12 protein-coding genes, 1 tRNA gene and 7 pseudogenes are annotated in these 22368 nt (G+C 34.5%); 11 read left to right on the forward strand and 9 right to left on the reverse strand.

Annotation, left to right across the window (positions count from 1 at the left end):
• Window positions 1-69 precede the first annotated feature (69 nt).
• Window positions 70-143: transfer RNA gene (locus HET73_RS00320), tRNA-Thr, on the forward strand.
• Window positions 144-257: 114 nt separating this feature from the next.
• On the opposite strand, the pseudogene HET73_RS09230 reads toward HET73_RS00320, so the two are convergent.
• A pseudogene (locus HET73_RS09230) lies at window positions 258-1585 on the reverse strand (peptidyl-prolyl cis-trans isomerase); the annotation flags it as partial.
• Between the two features lie 52 nt (window positions 1586-1637).
• Between HET73_RS09230 and HET73_RS00330 the strand changes: the two are divergent.
• Entirely contained in the window at window positions 1638-2438 is an 801-nt protein-coding gene (locus HET73_RS00330; RefSeq protein ID WP_174133860.1) for a ribonuclease H family protein, read from the forward strand.
• Window positions 2439-2466: 28 nt separating this feature from the next.
• Here the strand turns inward: HET73_RS00330 and HET73_RS09235 are convergent.
• Window positions 2467-2856, reverse strand: a pseudogene (locus tag HET73_RS09235) (SurA N-terminal domain-containing protein); the annotation flags it as partial.
• Between the two features lie 311 nt (window positions 2857-3167).
• On the opposite strand from HET73_RS09235, the pseudogene HET73_RS09240 reads away from it, so the two are divergent.
• The 3 pseudogenes from HET73_RS09240 to HET73_RS00350 form a co-directional block, all read left to right on the forward strand.
• A pseudogene (locus HET73_RS09240) lies at window positions 3168-3709 on the forward strand (cell cycle transcriptional regulator TrcR); the annotation flags it as partial.
• 176 nt (window positions 3710-3885) lie between these two features.
• Window positions 3886-5108: pseudogene (rho, locus tag HET73_RS00345) on the forward strand (transcription termination factor Rho); the annotation flags it as partial.
• A gap of 196 nt (window positions 5109-5304) precedes the next feature.
• A pseudogene (locus HET73_RS00350) lies at window positions 5305-5472 on the forward strand (transcription termination factor Rho); the annotation flags it as partial.
• A 216-nt stretch (window positions 5473-5688) separates the two neighbouring features.
• On the opposite strand, the pseudogene HET73_RS09245 reads toward HET73_RS00350, so the two are convergent.
• The 7 genes and pseudogenes from HET73_RS09245 to tnpA form a co-directional block, all read right to left on the reverse strand.
• A pseudogene (locus tag HET73_RS09245) lies at window positions 5689-6427 on the reverse strand (hypothetical protein); the annotation flags it as partial.
• A 4-nt stretch (window positions 6428-6431) separates the two neighbouring features.
• On the reverse strand, window positions 6432-7040 hold the full coding sequence (locus HET73_RS00360) for a hypothetical protein (RefSeq protein ID WP_174132824.1): 609 nt from the start codon (window positions 7038-7040) through the stop codon (window positions 6432-6434).
• A 3-nt stretch (window positions 7041-7043) separates the two neighbouring features.
• Window positions 7044-8483 carry a hypothetical protein gene (locus HET73_RS00365; protein ID WP_174133861.1) on the reverse strand — a complete coding sequence of 480 codons (1440 nt, stop codon included), beginning with the start codon at window positions 8481-8483 and terminating at the stop codon, window positions 7044-7046.
• 352 nt (window positions 8484-8835) lie between these two features.
• Window positions 8836-10578, reverse strand: coding sequence for a type I secretion system permease/ATPase (locus HET73_RS00370; protein WP_174132823.1), 1743 nt, complete (start codon window positions 10576-10578; stop codon window positions 8836-8838).
• A 173-nt stretch (window positions 10579-10751) separates the two neighbouring features.
• Window positions 10752-11759 (reverse strand): tRNA (adenosine(37)-N6)-threonylcarbamoyltransferase complex transferase subunit TsaD, encoded by a 1008-nt coding sequence (tsaD, locus tag HET73_RS00375; protein WP_174133862.1) that lies wholly within the window; start codon window positions 11757-11759, stop codon window positions 10752-10754.
• A 39-nt stretch (window positions 11760-11798) separates the two neighbouring features.
• Complete coding sequence (locus HET73_RS00380; RefSeq protein ID WP_174132821.1) at window positions 11799-12536, reverse strand: WD_0702 family putative metalloprotease; 738 nt, start codon at window positions 12534-12536, stop codon at window positions 11799-11801.
• Window positions 12537-13155: 619 nt separating this feature from the next.
• A pseudogene (gene tnpA / locus HET73_RS10035) lies at window positions 13156-13577 on the reverse strand (IS200/IS605 family transposase).
• Between the two features lie 369 nt (window positions 13578-13946).
• Here tnpA and tig point away from each other — a divergent pair.
• From tig to lpdA, 6 genes are all read left to right on the forward strand, one after another.
• Complete coding sequence (gene tig / locus HET73_RS00390; RefSeq protein WP_174133863.1) at window positions 13947-15290, forward strand: trigger factor; 1344 nt, start codon at window positions 13947-13949, stop codon at window positions 15288-15290.
• 11 nt (window positions 15291-15301) lie between these two features.
• Window positions 15302-15928, forward strand: coding sequence for an ATP-dependent Clp endopeptidase proteolytic subunit ClpP (gene clpP / locus HET73_RS00395; RefSeq protein ID WP_174132830.1), 627 nt, complete (start codon window positions 15302-15304; stop codon window positions 15926-15928).
• Window positions 15928-17205, forward strand: coding sequence for an ATP-dependent Clp protease ATP-binding subunit ClpX (gene clpX, locus HET73_RS00400; protein ID WP_174133864.1), 1278 nt, complete (start codon window positions 15928-15930; stop codon window positions 17203-17205). Before clpP ends, clpX begins: the two co-directional genes overlap by 1 nt.
• A 15-nt stretch (window positions 17206-17220) precedes the next feature.
• Window positions 17221-19680 carry an endopeptidase La gene (lon, locus tag HET73_RS00405; RefSeq protein WP_174133865.1) on the forward strand — a complete coding sequence of 820 codons (2460 nt, stop codon included), beginning with the start codon at window positions 17221-17223 and terminating at the stop codon, window positions 19678-19680.
• A gap of 204 nt (window positions 19681-19884) precedes the next feature.
• Window positions 19885-20994 carry an outer membrane protein assembly factor BamB family protein gene (locus HET73_RS00410; protein ID WP_174132831.1) on the forward strand — a complete coding sequence of 370 codons (1110 nt, stop codon included), beginning with the start codon at window positions 19885-19887 and terminating at the stop codon, window positions 20992-20994.
• Complete coding sequence (lpdA, locus tag HET73_RS00415; protein ID WP_174132832.1) at window positions 20987-22366, forward strand: dihydrolipoyl dehydrogenase; 1380 nt, start codon at window positions 20987-20989, stop codon at window positions 22364-22366. The genes HET73_RS00410 and lpdA overlap by 8 nt, the downstream gene beginning before the upstream one ends.
• Window positions 22367-22368: the final 2 nt, after the last annotated feature.

Below are 22368 nucleotides of genomic sequence, written 5' to 3' on the forward strand. Positions count from 1 at the left end.
TCATTCTAGGATGAAAACTGTTATTAATATTTCCTCTTTATATATTGCAATTTGGCATCGTTGAGAGGTGTCTTGATAGCTTAACTGGTTAGAGCAGCCGACGCGTAATCGGTGGGTCCGTGGTTCAAGTCCCGGTCAAGACAATTTTTTTAATTCTTTCTTCGATGTTACTTTGCAATATATAAAATTATTATTTATCATTTACTGCCAAAATGGCCTAATTAATTTGATTTACCATTAAGTATAGCGTGGTTAACTTAGACCTTACATTTTGACTCTAGATAGCTAATAAATTGTTCTTTTAGCGATATCATCACGCGTTTTCCAGTATCAAATGTGTTTAACTTGCCACTTGATGAATACATTTCTTTTAGAACGCCTATTATAATGTCATTATCATATTGAATAGGGTCTGTCACTGAACCGGTCGTTTTCATATTAAAAATCTCTTCTATAAAAGAAAAAGGGTAATTTTATCATTCAATATCATTGCGTTATATCTGCTTTCCTTTGATTAGTTCTACACCTTGAGTTTTCTCGAAATCCGCTTTTTCTTTAAGTTGAGCTGCGATTTCTCCTCCAATCTTAAACATTTGTTCTTTTATAAACCCATTATGCCAAAGGTCTACCACTGATGCCCTGCCTTCTTCAAAACTTTGCAGCTTAGGTGGAATTATATCGGTGATTTTTACATTGACAACTGTATCACCAACGCCTTTAAAATAACCTTTTTGGTCTTTTTCTCGCGAAAAGATGAAGGAAATCAAATCATTAGAATTTCCCACACTATTACCACTTTGATCTTTTCCACTCGCATCTACTGGACCAATGGTTTGTATAGGCAAATTGTATTCACTGGATATTTACTCAATCGTTGCACCATTGTATCTATGTAATTTACTAATTTATGAAATCATTGACTTTTCAAAAGACATTTGGTTGGTTAAAATTGTCTTTATGTCTTTTCTTAAGTTAGTCAAGTTTTATCAGAGATTTGGTTTACCATTTTCGACCTTATTATATCCAACCAAAATTGCTCGCTAAAATTTCGCTCACTTCACCTGCTTTGAGAGCAAATACCTTTTCTCTCATATCCTCCGGCAGGAAATCCATGGTTATATTGCTTATCCTGGTTTCCTCAAGTTTTGTTTTACCAAACTCTTCTACTATCTGCTCAAAGCTTACTTTCCCTTCCTCAAATGCTTTTATTGCCTCTTCGGCCTCTTCTTTAGTTTGAAATATTATGTTAAATATATCTCTCTGATCTTTGAGCTCCTGTTGTTCAATTATATTGTTAATCTTTTCATCTGAGATCTGAATTTGGTTTTCAAAATATTTTTGACCTAAAGAAATATATTGCGTAGTTCGATATTCAGGATAATAAAAAAGGGACTGATTTTTGTCATACAAGTCAAGTATGGTTTTATCATCTGGTTCAGGGATATTTGTAACTGCATCTTTAGTTATTGATCTGCTGATCAATTTTCTCACCAAAGGTAACTGGATAATTATCTTTAAATAATGAGGTCATAAACATTATTGCAGGCTCAATTGTTTCCAGCTTTACTACATAGTCTTCCTCGGTCTTCCTATATTCATACTATTTAGTGTTTTGTGCTTATCTAAAAAATGTAACATTGCAACTCATATCTGAAATAGACCAAAACAGCATTTTCATATATACAGATGGAAGTTTACTTGGAGACAACAGGTCAGGCAGTGGTGTCTATATTAGAGATGGGAACCAAACAGTTGAAATAAGCATAAGTAATCCAAAAGGCATTTCTATCTACAAAGCTGAGCTGAATGCCATTAACACAGCCATTATAAAAATCAATAAAGACACACCGATAACTTGCCATATCTTTTCGGACTCCAGAGCGGCTCTCAGTGCAATTGATAATTGCTTTACAAGACGAGAAGATATCCTAATCAAAATAGCCAAAAACCTTAACAGACTACATCCTGAGAGCAATATCTGTCTTCACTGGGTTCCTGCTCATGTGGGGATACCAGGAAATGAAAAAGCTGATGCACTTGCTAAGGCAGGCGCTGAAGGCTTGACATCAGATCCCTCTTCAGGTGTCCAGGTGTCCTTTGAAGAATTATTATCCCACAAAAAGCATCTACTCTATACAACCTGGAAAACTGGATTAAAACATCACTGGTACTGTGGACAAGTTCCTGGTGAATCTATTAAGCTTAACCTTAATAGAAAAGACAACACAGCTCTATCGCGTCTCAAAGTGGGACACACCAGGCCATTGATATTCAAGAATGGGAGAAAACAATTTCCTCTTTGTAACAACTGCAATAGGGAAAGCGCTACTCCTGAACATCTACTTCTTTGTATGGGTTTATGCAAAGAAGATTTATACAGAGCACCAACTCAAGTCATACAAGCACTCAAGGACTCAAACCTTTATGAACTGGCTTAGCCAAGGGATAAGGAAGAAGAATAAGAAGGAGTGTTTCGTAAAATTTCTCTTTGTCAAATTCTCCATTATCGTCTTGGAAGTACTTGGTGTTACTAATATGGTCTTTTATAGATTCTTCTCCAATCACCAATCCCAGATCGCTAATTAGGTTAAACAATAGTTTTTGTTCTATAAGTGCATTAAGTAAATTATACTTCAACCTTTTCACCTGTTCTTTACTAACATCAGATCCAGAAATCGGCTTTCCATAAATTTTGATATAACGATTTATACTCATCTAATGTTATAACTTCTTTTCCAACTCTAGCTACTTCCTCTTTCTCACTATTATCTGATAGAAGGTTACCAACTCCCATAAAGCTTAATAAGCAAGCAAAACGACCACGGTTACTTTGGTGAAAAAAATTTTAACATTCATAAACGTAAAAGTTAATTAGTGATTAATTATAGCGAAAACTTAGTCCTTGTAAATCTGCTAGCTATTACGTATAATAGTATAATATATTGAGTTCAAAATTTACTCTTCAGTGTAAATGGGAGTATGCGCTTAATCTAAAGAGAGGCAATATTCTTTTAAGTCACTTAAAATATGCCTAGTTACTTACTAAAACTAAAGACGAAGATATCATTTAGTGACAAAATTAATGCTTTTTTAATTTTAATAGCTTATATTCTAGCTCTACATAACAACAATTTAAAATTGGGGTCTGATGTCGAAAGAACTTTTTAAAAGGTAATAATGATAAAAATAAAAAGTTTCACACGCATGTAGCCGCTTGGCTAGTGGATAATACTGCTTTAACTTTTAATCAAATAGCGCAAAGTTGTAAGTTATCTCTTGAAGAAGTGCAAGATATAGCCGATGAAGAAATAGATGTCGAAAGATGTAATCCTATTATATTTGGAATAATAACTGAAAAAGAAATTGATAACTGTAAAAAAATCCAAATCGTATTCCAAGTTTAATTGCATAAAACTTAAATAAAAGAAGTAAATCGATTGGTAACATTGCTTCTGTGGCAAGGCGTAGGGATAAGTCTGATGAGATTTATTATTTAATAAAAACGTTTCCTATTTTGGACAACAATGTTATAGCTAAGTTAATCAGTACAACAAGAGGTGGATCTCATTATAATATGCAAAATATAAAACCCCAAGATCCCGTACTGCTTGGCTTATGTAGTCAAGAGAATTTAGAAGCGGAAATAGAAAAAGCAAAAATAAAAGAAGAGAAACTAGAAAGGTTAAAAAACAACAAGGAAAATTATTAAAGTTTTTCGAACTGGTTCTCATATTAATATTAAATTAACTTGACTTGACTTGCTAATGTGTATTGGTATAATATTAGTTAAAGATTAATAGCAATTGAGTTTGATATTTACTGGACCAGTCTAATTTATTGTCTTGTAGCCACGATTTAGGTATCAATTAAAGTTTTTGGAGGACTATGACAGCAATCAATGAAGATGTTTTAGCAAAAGAAAAGGTTACAACTGAACTAGAATCAGTAGAAAAAAGTGAGCAAATTTCCTATAATGATATGACAAAAAAAAAACAACAAATGAAGGTGTAAAAGAAAACAGAAAAGCACTAGATCTAAGTGAACTGAGAAAAAAAACAGCAGAAGAATTTTTGGATCCAGCTGAAGAAAGGAAAATTTCAACTAATGGTAAAGGTAATGGCAGAATGCTGAAACAGGAGATGATATTCAGCTTAATAAAGAAAATGAGCGAAGAAGGAGGCATTACTATAGGAAGCGGAATAGTTGAAATATTACCTGATGGTTTCGGTTTCTTACGCTCAACAAGTGCTAATTATGCTCCGAGTACTGACGACGTGTATATTTCCAATGGACAGATAAAATAGTTCAATTTGCGTAGAGGGGACATGGTATGTGGAGAAATCAGGCCACCTGGTGATAAGGAAAGATATTTTACTTTAACTAAAGTCCAAAGTACTGAAGTAAGTGAAATCAGAAAGTATGTTCACTTTGACAATTTACTTCCTCTTTATCCTGAGGGGAGTGTAATTCTTGAATACAACACCAGTGGAGATAATAAAAAAGATATGAGCATGCGTGCTGTGGATATAGTTGCACCTCTTGGAAAAGGACAAAGAGCATTAATAGTCGCTCCACCTCGCACAGGAAAAACTATATTACTCCAGCAGATGGCTCATTATATAGCCACGAATCATCCTGAAATAGAACTAATAGTGCTACTCATAGATGAAAGGCCCGAGGAAGTGACAGATATGATGCGCTCCGTAAAGGGTGAAGTAGTAAGTTCCACATTTGATGAGCCTGCTTACCGTCCCGTACAACTTGCTGAAATAGTAATAGAAAAAGCTAAATGAATGATTGAGCATAAAAAGGATGTTATAATTCTGTTCGACTCTATAACCCGTCTTGCACGTGCTTACAATGCGGTTATTCCTTCTTCTGGAAAAGTTATAACAGGTAGTGTAGATTCAAACGCGCTGCAAAGACCAAAACGCTTTTTTGGAGCTGCTCGCAACATCAAAAATGGCGATTCTTTGACAATAATTGCTACTGCTCTTGTAGAAACTGGTTCAAAGATGGATGACGTGATTTTTGAAGAGTTCAAAGGTACGGGTAATGCTGAAATTATACTCGACAGGAAACTTGCTGATAAGCGAATATTCCCAGCTACCCCCCTCTTACTAACTGATTCCTCATTAAAAAACGCTTTTTATATCATTGTATTGTGATAAAACGTCAAAGTCGCTCTCTATTGCTTCCCTTATTATGTCATCTTGATCCTTATGGCTTGTCTTTTGACCGTTGATAAAGAAAAACTAGAAAGGAAGAGCTGTTAATTGATAATGCTATATTAAATAAAATATGGATGCTAGAAAGGAAGAACTGTTAATTGATAAGGCTATATTAAATAAAATATGGGTGCTGCGTAGGATATTGAATCCTATGGGATCTGTTGAAGCAATGGAGTTTTTGCGCGACAAATTACTTTTAACAAAAAGTAATGCTGACTTTTTTATTTCCATGAATAATTAAAATGTGCATGTGAGCCTCAACAATAATCAAGCTGCGCAGTTGTGTATGAGAAGTACAGATGAAAATGTACTATAGCTGCGTCGTTAACACATAGTAGGAAGATCTGTAAATCTAAATTACTTTAGACATTTTCAACGACTGCCTTCTTGTTCATAATTCCTGATTTTCCTTCTTTTTTTCTCTTGCTAACAGCCCCTTTCTTGTCTTCCTATATAATACATTCTGAGAATTATTCGCTCGCTTTTTTATTACTTTTTGGTCTACAATCCATACAAAAGTTACATAGTTTTCAGTCACTGAATGAACTTTTAAATCCTTAGCGTTCGAAAACAGCCTCCCATTCACCCATATTTTCCATGTATCAGAAGCAAAGTATAAAATCGAATCTAAACTTACTACTTTACAATTAAAATTGTCTAAAACCCTATCTTTGGCCGCTCTTGAAGAACGTAAGTGAAACTTTTCCATTTCACTGACCATCTTACTAACTGATTCCTCATTAAAAAAAAACGCTTTTTATATCATTGTATTGTGATAAAACGTCAAGGTCGCTCTCTATTGCTTCCCTTATTATGTCATCCCGATCCGTATGGCTTGTCTTTTGACCGTTGATAAAGAAACATTCTTTTGCACGTAAGTTCGTTATATCAATCAAATCGTCAATTTCTTGATTGCCAATTTTGAAAATGCTTTCGAAATATTTTTTTTCCATCATCATTCCATGCTTAGAGTGATGACAAACCATTTCATCATTGTCTTGTTTTTCTATATATATACACAAACCCTTGCTGTTTAATCCTAGTATTCTATGCTCGATAAAGTCTTCATTACCAATATATTGCCGACAAGTATATTCTTTGCAAATTTCTATACTCTCTATAATGCCTTTACAGTTGCAATATGCATCAACCTTGAAAAATAATAGAGTAAAAGTAAAAAATAGCTTTATCTTCATTATCTCATCTGCTCAGTATAGTGTACCAGTCAAAGACTATATTAGCTCTCACTATCTCTATCATATTACCATTTAAAATCTGATTCATAGTTACAGTGTCAATATTCCTCTCTTTATTCAGGACAAGAGATTTAATCACAACATAACCAGGTAAGCCTGGAATAGACTGTAAAAATAAAAAAATATGCTTATCGCTGATTGAACTAAAACTTAGGGTAACTTCACTTTTTATCACCTTGGTGCGTTCACTTTTACTGTGTAATTCAACTTCCTCAGGTATAGAAATTGATATTTCAGGTTCTAATATATAGTATTTTTTGTACAGCTTACTAAGCTCGAAATTCAAATTTGCGATATATCTACTGTTATGTAGATTTGAAGAAGAAATTTTTTTCCACAAATTTAAGTTTTTATTTAAAATAACTTCCTTTTTTTGAGCCTCGGTGATTTGTAAATTTATAGAACGTATTTCATCAACGGCATTTTGATTTTTACTATATACTCTTTTGTTATAAATAACAATATAAGTTAACGACCCTACTAATCCAATAGACAACAACAAGTAAAATACAAGCTGAATTACAACTCTTCTTTTTAACTGAAAAATGTTCATTATTTACATAGCCTCTCCTATTTTAACACCAATAGATATATTTTGCTTTTTAGTGGCAGGCAAACTAGAAATATTAATGTCATAGGTGCGAAAATTGTTGTTTAATTTTTTTCGTAGTTCCTTGTATTGATAAGAAACATCATTACCAGGTTGAAAGTTAAACCTCAAAGCTGTAGTAATATAATTTTTCGCCTCATTATAATTCCACTCAAATGATAGAAGTTCTACACCTGGTACTTTCAATCTTTCTGCATATCTCACTTGTACAAGAGGAGAATATTCCATCTTAGATAAAATGTTATTGATATTAATAAAATCGTAAACTTCATCTATTTTCTTCACATTATAGCTTTGGCTGAGCTTTATTAATTGATTATCCAAGGCTTCCTTTTTTGTTAATAAATTACCAGCAGCATTAAGATTTGAGTACAAATTTAGCAAATAAAGGATGTTGACTATAATAAAAGTTGAAGCAAAGTATAGAAAAATCCGAGGAGAGTTTAAGCAAAGGTAATTTAGTAGATAAAATTCTTTAGTTTCTTTTGTATTGAAAACAGCCGCTGGTTCACTCTTAAAACTGTGAAATAGAATTATGGTATCACAGAAACTGTCCTTTTCACTTACAACTAACTCTGATCCTAGTAATTTGCTTAACTCATATGGAGTTAATATGCTAACGCTATTCTCTGAAAAATTTATGACTGATAAACTAGTTTTAATATTTTCTGGTACTACCATACAAAGATCAATAGGGTCACTCTTCTTAAGGCCAAACTTAGTTAAAGATCGAATAGTATTCCGCACTTCTTGATATATTCCACCGGCAATAATTCCTGGTAGACTATCATTAGTAAACGGCACTAAACGCGTAAATACCATTTTATTCCCTTTAAAAACCACTTGTCTATAGCCTCCAGTTTTGGTTGCAACAACTATAATTTTCCAATTATTAGGATCTTTATAAAAAACCTTTTTTGCTATATTATTTATTTCTATTGGAAGCATTAATATACCCTTAAAGTTAGAGCCTATCTCTACAAATACATTTAACCAATATTCCACTAAATGCTTTGCTTTTGATGAAACGAGAAGATAATACCAGTTTTGGTTAAATTTGTTTAGCTTCTCAACCAAAAAAACTGAGCCTATGTCGTTATTGCGAGCAAAATGTTCCATCTTTGCCTTTGCTGATAGATAGGCACTGATCCTATTTACTCTTGGAATGGACTGTAGCAAATAATTCTGGTCTACATGATTGAGCACCAGATATAAAGGTGCTTTTTTATCTGATGCAAGACATGAAATCAAATCAGGCACCGCTTTATCATTTTTGTCCTTAATAAAATATCTTTTATTTAAAGTGTTATTTTTGAAATATAGTAATATTATACCTCCTTCTCCAATAGAAAGCATGAACCCGCTTTTGGATTTTAAACTAAACATATTAACAGAACGTATATTTATCCATAATTAAAAAAGCAATTTATTGAAATTCATTAAACGTTACAGGGAAATATTGTTATAAATCTCTACAACAATATCACTTATATTATAATTTTTTGATAAACTTAGTACTAACATTAACCTATTTGTAAAACAAAACTAAGAAAATTTATTTTATTATTTTAATTGACATAAGCTATTAATCTATAATATTGTTAGTACTGCGTTAATACGTGAGGTAAAAAATGAGCACCTTTAAAGGTACAGTCGTCGGTTCGTTAAAATACTCGCTTATTGTTTTTCAACTACGGTATTTTCTTCAAAACAAGTTTACCAAAATCTAAAGAAATAACTAACCACTTGCTGAAGAACGTTTATCTTCTGTGGTATCTGATGATGGAGCAACTAGTTTGCTTAAAATCTCATCTCTTGGTCCCATAGCATAAATAACACCTTCTGACATGAGGATCACTTTATCAACCACAGATAATAATGGCAGTTTATGAGTTATGATAATAGTGGTGGTATTTTGCTTTCTTGCAACATTGATTGCATTAATTAAACATGCCTCTCCACTGCTATCTAAGTTGGCATTTGGTTCATCAAGCACTAAAAGTTTTGTGTGACCATAAAAAGCTCTGGCAAGTCCAAGAAGCTGTTTTTGACCGCCAGAGAGCGTTACTCCAAAGCTTCCTATTGTTGTATCATATCCGTTTGGCAGGCTTAGTATTAATTCATGTATTCCTGCAATTTTTGCTGCTTTGATTATTTCTTCAGGATTTGGATCTGGTCTCATGCGAGCAATATTAGCTTTGATACTGGTGTTAAACAATTCAATGTCCTGAGGCAAGTAACCAACATAATTACCAAAATTTTCTCGATCCCAAGTGTATACATCAGCGCCATCTAATCTGACTACACCAGATATGGGTTTCCATACGCCAACAGTTAGCTTTGCAATGGTTGATTTACCGGAAGCACTTGCACCAATAACACCAACTACATCTCCGGGCTCTATAACAAATGATATTCCCTTAATTGTTGGCTTATTGCTCCCATAAGGAGTAAAAAACACTCTATCAAATTCCAGTTTTCCTTCAGGTTCTGGTAGAGCCATAGTTTGTTCTCTTTTTGGCGATGTTAATACAAGCCTTTGTAACCTCCCATATGACATTTTGGCTTGATTTAAAAATTTCCAAGTATGAACTGCTGCATCAAATGGGGCTAATACCCTACCCATCAAAATTGAGGCAGCAATGATGCTACCGGCAGTCTTATGGGCTGTAATTGCAAGTAGTGCACCCGTTCCGATCACTGATATTTGCAGAGTCGAGCGCAAAAACTTAGTAATTCCAGTAATTACATTAGAACGATTCTGTGCTTTGATTTGCATCATGCGGTTCTGATCGTTACGGTTACACCAATCCGAGACTATGAATTCTGACATACCCATAGCTTCAACCACCTCCGCATTTCTTGTTGCAACATCTATGGCATTGATATTCCGTATAGTTTCTTCGTTAGTCTCTTGCAATATACGTTTAGTAGCAAGCTCATTCCATATTGCCATAGAGACTAATATAATGATGCCGGTAATAGCTATAAACCCTGTAGAGGTATGTATCATGAAGATTACAACCAAATAGATCAACGACCATGGAGTATCAAACAGTGAGAATATGCCATTTCCTGTAATGAAATTTTTTATCACCCCGAGATCTCGTATTGCTTCACCACTGGAAGTTGAGCTCTGCACTGATGTTAGCCTAATTGACCTTACTATTAGGTCTGGTGTTGCAGTCTTATCGATCCAGTCACCGATTTTTGCCATGGCTAAATATCGACAGGTTTCAAGCATTGCAGAACATGCAAATGCAGATAAGGTAATGATTGTCAGCATAACTAGCGTCGATACGCTTTCGCTTGATATCACACGATCAAGCACTTGAGAGGTATAAAGTGGTAGAAATAACATTAATAAATTGATTCCCGCACTAAACCAAAAGATAAACCAAAATGCACTTGTGCATTTGTCTATACACACCTTAAGTGTACTTTGTTTTAATTCTTTTTTTGCTGATGGCGTAATTTCCACAATCTCCCTCTTAATTTGATTACATGCACCATATACAATCTTTATTATAAAAATATTAATAACGGTAGCTAGCTTATTTTAAGTTAATATAATAAAATATTAACTTATGTGGATAGAAAATATAAACAATGGGATCAAAAGAGCTTCATTACTTAATTCAGAGTTGAGAATTCTCAATAACTGTCCAACTCCCACTTTGGTCTTGGTACAAAATTGAGAGGATCTATATAATTTCTCTGTAACCTTTCGATTCCTGCCCACCCAACCATTACTGCATTATCTGTACATAGGTTGCTTGGGGGAAAAAATATGTTTAAATTTATGTTTCTCTTTAATTTTTCTCTCAGGAAATTATTTGCTGCAACCCCACCAGTAATTACAAAATCACTGATTTTGATATTTAAAGATGCAGCCATAATGATCGCATTTCTGACTCTATCGAGTAATATATCGCTAACACACTCTTGAAACGAAGCACATACATCACACACATCTTGCTCGCTCATTTTAAGTTCTTGCACTAAGTTTCTTACTGCTGTTTTGATTCCAGAAAACGAAAAATTACATCCAGAACGTTTTATCATTGCCCTTGGAAGCTTAAATCTTGTGCTATCGCCTTTTTTAGCTAACTTTTCAATCACTGGACCTCCGGGATAGTTTAAATCCAACATCTTAGCAACTTTATCAAATGCTTCCCCTAACGAATCATCGAGTGTTTCTCCGAGTTTAATGTATTTACCTACATCCTGTGCTATTAAAAATTGACAGTGGCCTCCTGATATTAACAGGACCAAAAACGGGAATTTGACCTCGTAAAGTAACCTAATAACCAACGCGTGTGCTTCTAAGTGATTAACCGCAATGAACGGTTTTTGTGTTACGTGTGCAATTGCTTTAGCCATCGTTGTGCCAACTATTAATCCACCTATAAGTCCTGGTCCTGATGTTGCTGCAATGGCATCCAAATCACAAAAGTTAAGGTTAGATTTGTCTATAGCGCTTTTTATTAGACCACTCAAATGCTCCATATGAGCACGTGAAGCTATCTCGGGGATCACCCCACCGCATTTTTTGTGCTCTGTTTGAGAAAGAATTTCGTGAGCAAGGACTTGCTTATCACTATTTACAACTGCCACTGCAGTTTCATCGCAACTTGTTTCAATGGCTAAAATGGTTTTCATCTATACTCGGTTACTAAAATTATACTTTGAAATGCTAAGCTAATCATCGTCTCCAAATATCGAACTAATTTTTTTGCCCCCAGGAGAAAACTTACCAGTCCAGCTACTCTTTACTTGTGTCACGTCTTGAATGGCAGTTTTATAGCTGTATTTCTTTACTTCCTTATCTATTCTATCCATTGTTTGTGGATCTAGGCAACTTTTTTTCCATTGATCAGTAGCAAGAAATACTTTGTTCAAATCTTGAGTGCGAATTAAATATTCTTTGTCCTTAGGGTAAACCTCCTGAGCCCAAGCAAATAGCTCGAAGTAGCGTGCAAATAATTCCGATGCACGTGACTTCGCAGTTTGATAGGCTTGTATCTCCTTAAATATAACTTGACCGATAATCTTCTGTACAAGAATATTTGCTCGCTTTAGGTTCTGCTCAATATCCTGATAAACTTTATAGAGAAACTCCTGCTCTAAGCTTAAGTTCAGCTCGTTTTCAACCATATGTGAAAGTTCATGTACTATAATATATGGATTTGACCTTCTCAGCACAATAATATACCTATTTGCACCAGAAGATTTGATTGTCTTACATACTCCTTCTTCCGTATCCACTAACCCCTCTTGGTATACTTCAAACGAAAGCCTATTTTGTTTTATTAGTGACAAAGTGAGGTTTAACGTGTTCCTAAATTTCTCAAACTGATAAAGATACTCGATATATCGTGCTATATCTTCACTGTTTCCTATCTGAGTTGCCTGTTTTATTAAATTCCTGATTAGCATATTTTATATTATACTTAGCCATTACAAAGAGTTTTTAGGAAGCTGCACGTAGATATAGCTAACACCAGATCTGTAAAACGCTAACTATGGATTAGAAATTAAAAAATACAATAATATTAATAGCTTATTATTCTGGCATTTATAATAAAAACTGTCAATGGACACTTAAATTTGAGTAAAAAAACTTCACTACTATTCACTAAAAATTTAAGAATTTCAGTAGACTTCTTGTATAACAAACTTTAGCACATTCGGCGGAACGAAGAAACTCCTTGACAACCCTCGCCAATCTTATTATCATGACAATTAGGGTATTTCTGACTCAAAACTTGTTTTTGATCCGCGCGGATTCAACGACAAAAATTTAGTAAAAAACTTAAGGTATTTATTGGCGGATTATATAAATTATTGGGGCTGCATGTCTTTTAAATTTTTTCACATGCAGCCAAAATCGCGCTTAAACTAAGCGTCAGCACATTATTACAGCGCCAAGTTACAGTATTATAGGGTCAAAACTCGCATCACGGGGTTTTTTTGCCTTTTTTTCTATTTACTCAACCACTATCGGCTGAAGCCGAAAGGTTGTAAATTGCGCTGGAAGCACGGTAATAAGCTAAAGCTACTCCAATCTTATGCTGGATATATAGTGAGGCTGATGAGCATCTGTATGTGTATTGATATACTCATTAATAAGCTCATCTGTCACTAGTAGCACTAAAGTACCCTCTTCCCCAAAAACGCCTTCCCCAGTATATTTTCTTTAGCTCTGGAAATTCCTGTTGAACTTTGCGTGAAGACCTACCTTTAGCTCTTTGGACAAAATCACTGACAGCTATATGAGGTGGTATTACTACGAATAAATGCAAATGGTCAGATTCCATTTTCTATCTTAATCCCCATTTCTTCAGATACTTCTGCGATAACTATACGAATCCTCTCCTTCATGGGTCTAGTTAATATTTTGTACCGATATTTTGTGATCCAGACTATATGGTACCTATGATAAAATACTGTGTGCTTACCTTTATCGTACTCTGTCATAACTATACTTTATAAAGCACAGTTATGACGTTGACAAACTAAAGTTTTTCCACCTAGAAGGTGGAGGCTTTCACCATCTTATGGAAAGTAAATTTCTTAATGTTTATAGCTAGAGGTTAATTGCAAAAAGCAGCTAGCGTTTAGAATAAAAAAGCCGGTATTTTAAAGTAAATATAAATACCACATGGATTCTTTTGCCCTTTAGTTTAAGTTATGCAAGAAGTCTATTGTATTTTAAGAAAAAATTTATAATCTCTGAATACACTTTTAGTTGTGTAAAAAAACCATTCTTAAGGATTGTATTTAACTTAAATTCTGGTAAAATGGCTTTATTAGGATATGAATTAAAATGTTTACAAATGGATTGTAATGTCTAGTAATATACCTCAAAATGCAGCTGAAGTAGATACGTCAAGCAACATATATACCTATAAGGAGCTTAGTGTAGATAAACTTAAGCATGAGTACGAAATCACAGTTAGTAGTGATTATATAGAACAAAAAATGAGTTCTAGATTACAAGAAATAGCAAAAAACGCAAAGTTGCCTGGATTTAGGTCTGGAAAGACGCCTTACGATCTTGTTGCTACTAATTATAAAGGCGAAGCTTTGGAATATGTGGTAAGCAGTACGATTGACTATTGCTCGAGTGATTTAATGAAAAAAATTGAAGTTAAATCTCACATTTATCCTAAGGTTGATATTGTATCATTACCAGATCTGGACAAAAAGGATGAGAAGGGCAATTTTGTGTACAAACTATCTTTTGAATCGATGCCAGAAGTGCCAACAATAGATCTTGATAAAATAAATTTAAAGAGAGTTGAGGTAAAAATCGAAGAGGAAGATATAAAGGAATTTATTGACTCTATAAAGATAAAATTTCCTAATTTTATCTTTGTTGATGATGCCTCTTATCAAGCGAAAAATGGGGATAAACTGATAATTGACTTTGAAGGGCGGATTAGGAACAAGCTTTTTCAAGGTGGAAGTGAAAAGAACTTTAAGGTTACTTTGGGGTCCGGTACATTTATTAATGGTTTTGAAGATCAATTGATTGGCATGAAAAAAGGAGAAACAAAAAGCTTTAAGTTGAAATTTCCTGAAGATTACCAAGCTATTTCTCTTGCAGGCCAGGAAGCTAATTTTTCTGTTCAAGTTAATGATATTCAGGTTGCAAAAGATTTTGGAAATGATGATGAAATGGCTAAGGGATTTGGTTTTAAAGATTATTCTTTGCTAGTAGATCATGCAAAAAAAATGATAGGTGATCAGTGTAAAGAAATGAGAGATCTCTTAATTAAGAAGGAGCTATTTGATTGTTTGGATGCTAGTTATAGCTTTGATTTGCCTACAGACGTGGTAAAACAAGAACAACAGAGAGTGGAAAGGGAATTAAACTCTAAAGATGACTCTTATAAAGAAGCTGAAAGGCGTGTAAAGCTTGCAATGTTGTTTATGAAGTTTAGTACAGAATATAAAATATCATTAACTCAAAATGATATTTTGAGTGTTATTATAAATCAGTATGTCAGTAAAAATGTGCCGTTTGATAGAGTAATGAAGCATTTTAAGTCAGACAGGCAGTTTCAAGAGTTAGTTAGAGGACAAGCTCTTGAGCATAAAGTTACAGATTATATAATAGAGAAGGTTAATAAAGAAGAGCAGATTGTTTCTGTGAAAGAGTTAAAAGAATTATTTGATAATATTTAGTAGGAAAGGGTATGACTCTTATACCAATTGTAATTGAGCAAACTAGTCGTGGTGAACGTGCTTATGATATATATTCAAGGTTAGTAAAAGAAAGAATAATTTTTGTAACTGGTCCTATTGAAGATAACATGGCCAGCGTGATTGTAGCACAGCTTTTATTTTTAGAATCAGAAAACCCTGATAAAGATATTTATATGTATATTAACTCACCAGGTGGTGTTGTAACTGCTGGTTTATCGATCTATGATACGATGCAGTATATAAAGCCAGATGTTTCAACTTTATGTATAGGTCAAGCTGCATCTATGGGCTCTCTGTTACTTGCAGCTGGCACAAAAGGTAAACGTTACTCTCTTCCTCATTCAAGAATTATGATACATCAGCCGTCCGGTGGTTATCAGGGTCAGGCAACTGATATAGAAATACATGCTAATGAAATTTTGCGAGTTAAGAAAAAGCTAAATCAGATTTATGAAAAACATACTGGAAATTCACTAAAGAAAATTGAAGGAATGATGGAAAGGGATAAATTCATGGATCCTGAGGAGGCAAAGAAAATTGGCTTGGTTGACAGAGTAATAGCTGAACGCAAAGATATTAAAATTGAAAGTATTAGAGTTGAACAAAAGGTGAGTTAATGGACAACAATGATGATTTACACCACTGTTCTTTTTGCAACAAAGCACAAAACGAAGTAGATAAGTTAATAACTAATTCTTCAGACGGTTTGAAAGTGTTTATTTGTAATGAGTGCATAGAGTTGTCTCATAAAGCAATAAGTCAGAAGAAAGGTGGGTCTTTTAATTCAGATTATATGTCTGATGTAAAGTTATTACTAAAAAAGCCTAAAGATATAAAAAATTTTCTTAGCAAGCATGTTGTTGGTCAAGAACACGCACAGCATGTTTTATCTGTAGCTATGTATAACCACTGCCAATCTATGGCACAATTTCACTCTATAAGTGATGTTGAAATCGAGAAATCTAATGTAATGCTCATTGGTCCTACTGGTTCTGGTAAAACTTTGTTAGCTAAAACACTTGCTAAAGTCTCAGATGTACCGTTTGCTATGGCTGATGCGACAACTCTGACTGAAGCGGGTTATGTAGGTGATGATGTGGAAAGCGTGTTGTCACGTCTATTGCAAGCTGCAAATTATGATATTGCAAGGGCACAGCGTGGTATAGTGTTTATAGATGAAATAGATAAAATCACAAGAAAATCTGAAGGTACTTCGATAACGCGTGACGTTTCAGGCGAGGGAGTTCAGCAAGCTCTGCTTAAGATTATGGAAGGCACAGTTGCTTACGTTCCACCACAGGGGGGGCGGAAACACCCACAACAAGAATTCGTACAAGTAGATACTAATAACATACTATTTATTTGTGGAGGAGCTTTCGAAGGTTTAGATAAGATCATCGAAGCGAGAAAAAAGGGAACATCGGTCGGCTTTGGAGCAGATATCAGTCAATCTAAAGAGCAAAGAAAAAAGAATGTTTTACATGATGTTCAACCTGAAGATTTGATCAAGTTTGGTTTAATACCGGAGTTCGTAGGGCGGGTTCCAATAACTGCTGTTTTAGATGAGTTAAATCATGAAGATTTAGTGCATGTGTTGATAGAGCCAAGAAATGCACTAATAAAACAATATAAAGCATTACTTGCATTTAGTAAGGTAAACCTTGAGTTTTCAGATGAAGCAATATCAGCTATTGCTGAAAAAGCTATAAGTTATAAAACAGGTGCAAGAATGTTGCGTGCTATTTTAGAATCACTCTTGCTTGACGTTATGTATACAGCTGGAAACGGAGGCTTTGAAGGTAGTACAATAATGATCACTAAGGAAATGGTAGAATTAGGAAAAGCAGTGATTAATTATAACAATAAAAGCGGTATTATAACAGTCAATGATTAATTTGAGGCATATATTATGAACATTGAACGTGATGTAGACTCTAGTTTTGCTACATTACCAGTATTACCTTTGAGAGATGTAGTAATTTTTCCAAGTGTAGTGGTACCTTTATTTATAGGTAGAGAAAAATCTATTAATGCACTGGAGTATGCGATTAGTAATAGTAGCCGTCAAAATGAGATTTTTCTTGTGACACAGCAAGATGGCTCTATTGATAGTCCTAAGCCACAAGATCTTTATGAAGTGGGTGTGTTAGCAAATATTATACAACCATTAATAAAATTACCTGACAATGCAGTAAAAGTTGTAGTTCAAGGAATAAGTAGAGGAAGAATTATAGAGTATATCAATTCTCATACTCTATTGCAAGCTATGGTAGAATTAGATAGTCGTTATGAATCTGAGGAAGGTGAGGATAATGTTGATCTGGAAGCTTTAAGGCGATCTGTTATAGATGCATTTGATAGCTGGTGTAAACTGAACAAGAAAACTCAGCCTGAGATTATTGTTAGTCCAATCGATCAAATCAAGGAAATTGATCAGCTTGTAGACACAATAGTTTCATGTTTAAATATAAAAGCGTCAGATAAACAAAGCATACTTGAGACTTATAACCCTGGAGAACGTTTAAGGAAAACTTTTACTTTCATTGAGAGGGAAATAAGTATTTTGAATGCACAAAACCGTTTATATAAAACGATTAAATCACAAGTTGAAAGTACTCAGAAAGCTTACTACCTTAACGAACAATTAAAAGCCATACAGAAAGAATTAGGTGAATTCGAGAACGGGGAAGAGGGAAATATAATAAATGAATTTGAAGGTAAAATAAATGAAACAAAGCTTTCTCAGGAGGCAAGAGAGAAAGCTATGACTGAGTTGAAGAGATATAAGAAAATGAATCCCATTTCTCCTGAAGCTACAGTGATATCTAATTACCTGTATTGGTTGCTTGATCTGCCATGGGGAAAATACAAAGATGCAAAAATTAATTTAAATGCAGCTAAAAAAATCTTAGATGAAAATCATTATGGCATAGAGAAAGTAAAAGATAGAATAATAGAGTTTTTGGCAGTGTTAAAAAGAGTAAGAGAGATAAAAGGTCCTATACTTTGCTTAGTTGGCCCACCTGGCGTTGGTAAAACTTCTTTAGCTAAGTCTATGGCAAGGGCGGTAGGAAGAGATTTTGTTCGCATAGCTCTTGGTGGTGTGCGTGATGAGTCTGAAATACGTGGCCATAGAAAAACTTATATTGGTTCAATGCCTGGCAAAATCATTCAACACATGAAAAAAGCTAATTCATGCAACCCTCTTTTTCTACTTGATGAAATAGATAAAATGGGTTCTGATTCACGTGGTGATCCGGCATCTGCATTACTTGAAGTTTTGGACACTGAACACAATAAGCACTTTACAGACCATTACTTAGAAGTTGAGTTCGATCTTTCAAGTGTAATGTTTGTAGCTACAGCAAACAGCTTAAATTTGCCACATCCTTTACGTGATAGGATGGAAATTATACAATTACCTGGTTATACTGAAGATGAAAAAATTAATATTGCTAAATATCATCTAATTCCAAAATTAAAGAAAGAGCATGGGTTACGTCAGGAGGAATGGAGTATAACGAATGATGCACTATATGAGTTGATACGCTTATACACACGTGAAAGTGGTGTTCGTAGTATGGAAAGGGAGCTTGCAAAGCTCATGAGAAAAGCAGTTAAAAAAATATTGACCGATAAAAATAAGAAAATATCCATAGGGGTTGACAGTTTGCAAGATTATTTAGGGGTACGTAAATATACCTTTGGTATTGCAGAAAATGAGAGTTTAGTAGGAGTAGTAACTGGACTTGCCTATACTGAAACAGGTGGTGATATTTTAATGATAGAGTCAGTCCTGATTCCAGGTAAAGGGGAGATAAAATATACAGGAAAACTTGGAGAGGTTATGCAAGAATCTATAAAGGCTGCGTATAGTTATATTCGATCAAATTGTCTGTTTTTTGGTATAAAACCTGAAAAATTTCAAAATAATGATATACATTTGCATATACCTGAAGGTGCTGTACCAAAGGATGGACCTTCTGCTGGTGGTGCAGTATGTACGTCTATCGTTTCTCTTATGACAAACATACCAGTTAACAAAAGTGTTGCTATGACGGGTGAAGTAACATTGCGTGGTAGAGTTTTAGCTATTGGAGGCCTGAGAGAAAAATTACTTGCAGCACTCAGAGGATCAATCAAGACTGTGATTATACCTAGCGAAAATGAAAAGGACATGCAAGAAATTCCAGCAAATATTAAGGAAAAGGTCAACGTAGTTTTTGTTAAGAACATTGATGAAGTTATAAAAATTGCTTTGGCACAACCTACTATTCCAATCAAAAGCGATAATGGAAACAGTGCACCATCTTCCTCTATAAAAAATAAAGACGATAATTTTCCTGAGTTGGAAACACTAAAGCATTAAAATATATTGAAATTCGTTAAATGTGGATGGTGTCAACATTAAAATAAAGTAGATAGCTGAAAATGATTTGTCATTCCAACATGTTAGATGTACTATTTACATAATAACATAATATTTTGTTCATGTTTCAACGTGCAATAAGAACATTTTCATTGTGATTAAGATTTCCAGTATGTATATTAAGAGTCCTGTATTCAATAAGTAATGAAAGTAATAATTGTTATGGTAATGTTATTGTGTAGCTGCTACACAATGGCAAGTGAGCGAATAAGCCTAGTGGATAAAAAATTATCTCAAGGATATGTGGCTCCAGTGCTCACGGAAAATAGTGTTATTCTGGCAGATAAACACGGCACTTTGTATTCCTTCGATGTTGATAACTCGAAGGTTATCAATTGGAAATTGCACCTTCCACACAGAAAAAAAATTGGCAACATGAGTCTATCGTGTCACGGGAAGAATGTTTTCTTTATAGTGGATAACACTCTACACGCAATAGATGCAAAAACTGGTGAGATTTTATGGGAAAAAGAATTGAGAGCTCCAACAAGAGGAAGAGCAGCAGTAATACATAACAAATTGGTAGTGTTGACCATTGATAACTATTTGTATGCGTTTGATATAAAAGATGGTAGTTCCGTTTGGAGTTATCAAAACGGTATTAATGAGATTCGAGGTTTATATTCCGTATCGCCTGCAACTTCTGATGATAAAATAATAGCACCATTTTCAAATGGTGAGTTAATAGCTTTCGGTGAAGATGGTAAAAAGTTGTGGAGCCAAAAATTGGCTACAAACCTTTTGGATACACAGCTTACAGATATAACCACTACACCGAGAGTGCTTGATGATATTTCAATAGTTACAAACAACTCTTGTGTTTATGGTATTAACATAGAATCAGGAGATATTCTATGGTCAAAGCCACTGCAAGTAAAAAGTGTATCAGACATTGAATCATATTATAGCCCTCTCATCCCTGCAGAGAAACAAAGAGCTGGTGGTAGAATCTTTATAGTGACTAAAGACAATAAAATAATTGGCATTGACATACAAAACGGAGAAACAGTCTGGACATCTGATTTAATAGAAAATACGCAATTGTTTGCTCCAATTATGTACGCTCATACGTTATGGGTAACAAGTAATAAAGGGGCAATGTTTGCTTTCCCTGGATCTGAAAGCACAGGCAAAGTAATCGAAATACCTGGTAATGTGTTTCATACTCCAGTGTTTACCTATGACAAGATATATGTAACAACTGAAGGAAATGGTGTTTATTCTCTAGAAAATAGGTTTGTTTTTTATGACTGATTATGATCTGATTGTTATAGGTGGTGGTCCAGGTGGTTACAAGTGTGCTATCGCTGCTGCAAAGCTTGGATTGAAAGTTGCCTGCATAGATAAGAATAGCATTTTTGGCGGTACGTGTTTGCGAGTTGGATGTATACCATCTAAAGCATTACTTCACTCCTCTTATCAATACGTTCACACGAAAAATGATCTGTCAAAGCTTGGCATAAAAATTAAGGATACAAGCTTTGATTTAAAAGAAATGTTAGAATACAAGGATGCCAGAGTTAAAGAATTAGGACAAGGAATAGAATATCTTTTTAACCTTCACAAGATCACTAAAATCAATGGTTCTGGGAAAATTACTTCTTTTGACCAAGGTAGCCTTGAAGTTTCAGTTGAAGGTAAAACACTGAAGACAAAAAATATAGTCATTGCAACTGGTTCTGACGTTAGTTCTTTACCAGGAATTAATATCGATGAGAAAAACATTATTTCCTCCACTGGTGCATTATCTTTAACTGAAGTACCAAGAAAACTTGTCGTAATCGGAGCTGGTGCAATAGGACTTGAAATGTCTTCTGTATGGAGCAGATTAGGATCTGAAGTTACTGTAGTAGAATTCCTTGATAGAATCGCTGCAGCAATGGACAGAGAATTAAGTAAGTCTTTGCTTTCTAGTCTACAAAAACAAGGAATAAAATTTTTACTTAGTACTAAAGTTGAGGAGATAAAACAAGGTAGCAATTCTTTGAGTGTAAAAGTTTGCTCTACTAAAGACAACCAAACAAACGCTATAGAGGCAGACAAGGTGCTCATTGCAGTAGGTCGCAAACCATGCATTGAAGGTCTTGAAAAAATAGAGAAAGATGATCGTGGCTTCATTCAAGTTAACGATAGGTATGAAACTAACGTGAAAGGAATATTTGCCATCGGTGACGTAATTGGTGGAGCAATGCTTGCTCATAAGGCAGAAGAAGAAGGAGTGGCAGTTGCAGAGGTAATAGCAGGGCAGTCACCTCACGTTGATTACGAAATTATACCATCTGTCATTTACACTCACCCTGCAGTTTCTTCAATCGGTAAAACCGAAGAAGAACTGAAAAGTGCTGGTCGAAAGTATAAAATTGGCAAATGTCAATTTGCTGCAAACGGCAGAGCAAAAATCACTGACGATGCCGAAGGATTCGTGAAAGTTCTGACTTGTAGTACCACAGACACAATACTGGGCGTACACATCATAGGGGCATATGCTGATACGCTAATTAACGAAGCAGCAGTCGCAATGGCATATGGTGCAGCAGCAGAGGACATATACAGAATTTGTCACTCTCATCCTGATGTAAACGAAGCCTTTCGTGATGCGTGCATCGACGCTTTCTTTAAAAAGTAATC

Source organism: Wolbachia endosymbiont of Atemnus politus, assembly GCF_013309895.1.